Source organism: Vibrio sp. OPT46, assembly GCF_015163535.1.
GTDB classification, from domain to species: domain Bacteria; phylum Pseudomonadota; class Gammaproteobacteria; order Enterobacterales; family Vibrionaceae; genus Vibrio; species Vibrio alginolyticus.
Genome location: NZ_JADDYG010000338.1, coordinates 3,841 through 8,477, shown reverse-complemented (window position 1 = coordinate 8,477; position 4,637 = coordinate 3,841). Strand labels below are relative to the sequence as shown.

Sequence of the window (4,637 nt, the reverse complement as noted above, 5' to 3'; positions counted from 1 at the left end):
AAACCGAACTTTGTCACCCTCCTGAAAACTTGAGAGTTCAATATCACCACCGACTGAAAAGTTGAGCTCACCAGCATCCCATGACCAATCAGCCACAGGAACATGATTTAGTGTCACCATACCAAAATCCGCCATCAACATAGAAACATCACCGTCTATCCATATTTCTGTATTTATGCTCAGCTCACTTACTTTGTAATCAACGATTTCATATTGACCCGATTCAGATTTTTTCATCTCAAAGTCAATCGTTTGACCCTTTGAAAGCGGTTCCATTTCAACGTGCTCTGACACTATGAAATTCATGGTCATTCCTGGCCATTCCCATTCAGGAACAGGCTTGTGATTAATAGTTAGCATTCTATGTCCAACCATTGCATCAGTAATTTCACCTGTTGCCCAAGCCGTTTCGGCAGTCGGTTCGATACCATTGATTCTTGATAGGTCGGCAGACTGACTTGACTCAGAGTCCAACATGAAGTGAGCTGATGTAACAACACGATCTCCTCGTTGCAATCCCTTTATGACCTCAACCTTGTCAGCGGCTTCACGACCAACTTCAATTCTGGCAGAGCGATATTTTCCTTCTCCCTCAGCCAGAACCACACGAGTCATACCGCCAGAACGGATGACTGAAGAGCGTGGAATGGTTAACACTTCATCACTTGATACCGGTTTCAGTGCGACGTTAGCGAACATATTCGGCTTAAGTTCACCTTGTGGATTGTCGAATCGAAGGCGAACACGCAATGTACGCGTACTAGGGTCAAGAATGGGATAGACATAATCCACTTCACCATTCCATTCCCCACCTGGTAAGGCATCCAATGTCATCGATGCTTGACTGCCTTGTTTAATCCAATGAGATTGACGTTCAAAGACTTCAGCATCTACCCATACTTGATTCAAAGGACCTGCGCTGATCACCGCCTGAGCTGGAGAAAGGTAGCCACCTTCACGAATATTGAGGCTTGCAATAACACCGTCTGCTGGTGCTTTAATTTCAATGGTTTGTGATGCTTTACCTCTACGGGCAATGGAATCAATTTGATTGCGATCAACCCCCAAAGTGATCAAACGATCGGTAGCACCTCGTATCATTCCTTTACGCTGAGTTTTATAGGCACTAATCAGTTCTTCTTGTGCTTTTACAAGCTCAGGTGAATACAGAGTGAACAGTGTGTCACCTTGATTCACTTTCTCACCAACGGCATTGATATAAAGCTTTTCAACCCAGCCAGATACACGAACATTGGTTTGCCAAAGTTGACTCTCATCAAAGGCGACATAGCCGACAGTTTCGATGCGTGGTGCAAGCACTTCTTGCTGCACAGTATCTGTTTTAACACCAAGGTTATTTTCAACAGCAGGATCGATTTTTACTGTTCCTGGTTTGTCGTTACTACCATTGAGGTCATCAGCATAAACAGGAATAAGATCCATCCCCATAGGCGACTTTCCCGGTTTATCTCGCTGATAGTTTGGGTCCATCGGCGCGACCCAGTACAGTGGTTCATCAGTTGATTTAGACTCAGAAGCTGTCATTCCAGCCATGTTATGGTTCATGCCTGAAAGGTAAATATTCGCTCCATAACCCAATGCGCTTCCGACTAGTAACGCTAGGCTTGCAACTTTAAATGTATTCATCTTGATTCCTTTATTATTGTTCTTTGTACTGAGTGTTTGGCGCAGAAACTTGATATTCGAAACCACCAAGTAACATGGATAACTTGCTATTGACCTGGTTCATATCGGTTATTAGGCGAGCAAGCTCCATTTGAAGAGCCAATTCATCGGTTGATGCAGTAATGACATCACCAAACTGAGCAGTATTGTTCTGATAGCCGCGCTCTACCGCTTCAATGCGGGCTTTAGACTGAGGTAATAAGCGCTCTTGGTAGCGCTGAATACGTTCAGTGAGATTCATTCTGTCCGTCATTAATGCGTTTACTTGGGCGTTCATTTGAGCGAGCAGCGTATCTTTTTGATATTGCGCTGCACCTACTTGGTATTGAGCGGCCGCTACATTTTTATCTTGGCGGTTATCAGTGAACAAAGGGATATCCATAGTAAGATAAGCACTCAGCAAATCTGAAGCTGGCTCACCCTTCATGTTGTTCGCTTGGCGGTAGGCATACATCACTTCGACACCAAATTGTGGTGTATAAGATTGCTCTGCAACCTCAACCTGAGTGCGATTAGCAGAGATGTTGGCGTCAGCCATTTTCGCCATAGGATGTTGGTTAAGCAGTGAGTAGTACTGACTGTTGCTGGTTTGCTGATCCAAAAGCGTATTCAAACGCGACCAGTCTAATTGATAGCCTACCTGATTCGAATCAATGGAACGGTGATTTAACCACCCTGAGCCTAGCCATTCTGATAACTGAGCTACGGCTCGATTTTGCATTTGTTGATTCGCTTGCAGCTTTTCGTCGAGCTTGTTGACTTGAAGCTGGGTGTTAAGCAGATCTTGCGCTTCGCTCTTACCAATTGAGTAATTGGTTTGAATATACTGCTCCATCTCTACCATGAGACGTTGATTAGATTCAATCAACGTTTCTGCATATTGAAGGTAACCCAGCTCCAACCATAGTTGAGTAATACTATTCGCCACTTCACGTTCACGAACTTGAACCTGATAGGCCATACCATCGGCCTGTTGATTCGCTTTACGTTGGTTAAGATCTAACGTTGTACCCCGTTCAAACTGTTGCATTAATCCAACAGAAATGTTCGTCATGGGATCTTCGTCAAACTTGAATGAATCCACAGGTAAACCGCCAAAGCCCACCTTGAGTTTTGGATCCATAAGAGTCGCGCTTGCAACGCCCACTTCACGCATCGCCTGTGACTGCGCAGCATATTGAGATCGACTCGTATCATTTGCTAGAGCCGCTTCAATTAGTTCATTCAACAGCTGCGTCGAAGCTGCGATAGTTTGTGAAGTCGCGTTAGACCCCGTATGTGACAGGGCAGGCATTGCACAAAGTGCGACTGCAACCCCAAGACTCAGGGATTTAAATGCCCTGAAGCCGTTTAATTCAATACTCATTGTTGTTTATCCACGATAAAACGATATGGACATACCCCAACCCCTGCCTTCCAGCAGAAAGAATTGAGAGCTAAATAGTTATGATAGTTGAATTAGACAGAGGGTGGACGCAGTAAGCTCTGAATACGAGTTACTGTAACGCCTATTTTGATCGGGTGACGCAGGGCTAAATAATATTCAGATGTACTGATTAAGCGAGAAGATGAGAGTGGAAAAAATACGCTAGAACACACGCTTTTACAGCAGTCGCCACCAAATGTAGATGAGCTCTCGCAATGTATAGAACTATCACTCTCTGTCATCTCCATCGATGGGCAGCCTATCATCGCATGATGGCTTACTGTAGTCTCAGACATTTCCATCGAGTCATGGTGAGAACGTTGGGGTTGAACTGAAGAGGACCATATTGGACTCATACCCATCATTGGCATACTTGAGACGTAGCTCGACATCAACATCGCTAAGATGCTGACAATCAAAATACTTGTTGGTCTCAAAGAGTTAGTCATGTGGTACCTTTTCACTTTGCATTCATAATACCTTATGAGAACTGATGAGCAATAGTGATATTAAAAATTTATTGGAGCTAAAGGTTATTGAAAATAAAGACGAATTCAGTTCGCTCATCCTTCGCATTGACTAGGATATCCCCGTGATGTGCTTTCATGATAGCCTTAGCTATTGGAAGTCCTAACCCAGCTCCAATACTTCCGTTATGGACACGCGACTTATCGGAACGATAGAATCGTTCAAATATATAGGGTAAAGAGCTCAAAGGAATAGGCTCACCAACATTGCTAATTGTCACCTTGTTGCTCGTTTCTGATTCGGAGATTACTACCGAGATATCCGTATTATGAAAGCAATGCCTCAACGCATTAGACAACACATTACCAAATGCTCGTTGAAGCATATCCCTGTCACCAAGCTGAGTCGATGAGCCATCTAACGTAAATCGAACGTTTTTCTCTTCCGCCAACACTTCATAATATTCAAGCAAGGGGACGATTACCTCACTCAACTCTAACTCTGCTTCGTTCCTATGCAGAAGTCTATTTTCTGATTTAGCTAGATACAACGTATCCGAAATAGTCTTGTTGAATCGTTCTAGCTCTTCGATATTAGACACTAAAATGTCTTGATACTCTTCAATAGAACGCTCTAGACTAAGCGCCACTTGTGTCTGGGTCATGATATTGTTCAAAGGTGTTCTTAGCTCATGCGCAATATCGGATGAAAACTCACTCAGTCTGAGGAAGCCTTCTTGTAACCTGTCTAACATTTCATTTTGAGAAATAATTAAGCTGCTTAACTCATTTGGAAGCGAGTCACTTGGGATACGTATGCTTAGGTTGCTAGTGTTAACTCGTTCGATATACCCTTTTAATGTCTTTAGTGGCAGTAAACCATTTCTAACAATAATTAAGGCGTAGGCGCCAGACAAAATCACGGTCAAAACTAATGTCCATAATAGGATGGTATTTAGCTTGTCGAAAAATAGTTTATGGTGAGTCACATCCATTGCAAGAACAATCGCACCGCTTTCCGTATCTGGATAGTCAAACTTAAAAGCTTGGTAATGTTT

General features: G+C 43.3%; 3 protein-coding genes. All 3 read right to left on the bottom strand.

Annotation, left to right across the window (positions count from 1 at the left end; genetic code table 11):
* Positions 1-1,647: efflux RND transporter periplasmic adaptor subunit (locus IQR33_RS15655; protein ID WP_193843831.1), on the bottom strand; the 1,647-nt coding region annotated here is incomplete at its 3' end.
* Positions 1,648-1,660: 13 nt separating this feature from the next.
* A complete protein-coding gene (locus IQR33_RS15650) occupies positions 1,661-2,980 on the bottom strand; it encodes a TolC family protein (protein WP_228013924.1) in 1,320 nt (439 codons plus the stop codon).
* 658 nt (positions 2,981-3,638) lie between these two features.
* Positions 3,639-4,637: heavy metal sensor histidine kinase (locus tag IQR33_RS15645; RefSeq protein ID WP_228013918.1), on the bottom strand; the 999-nt coding region annotated here is incomplete at its 5' end.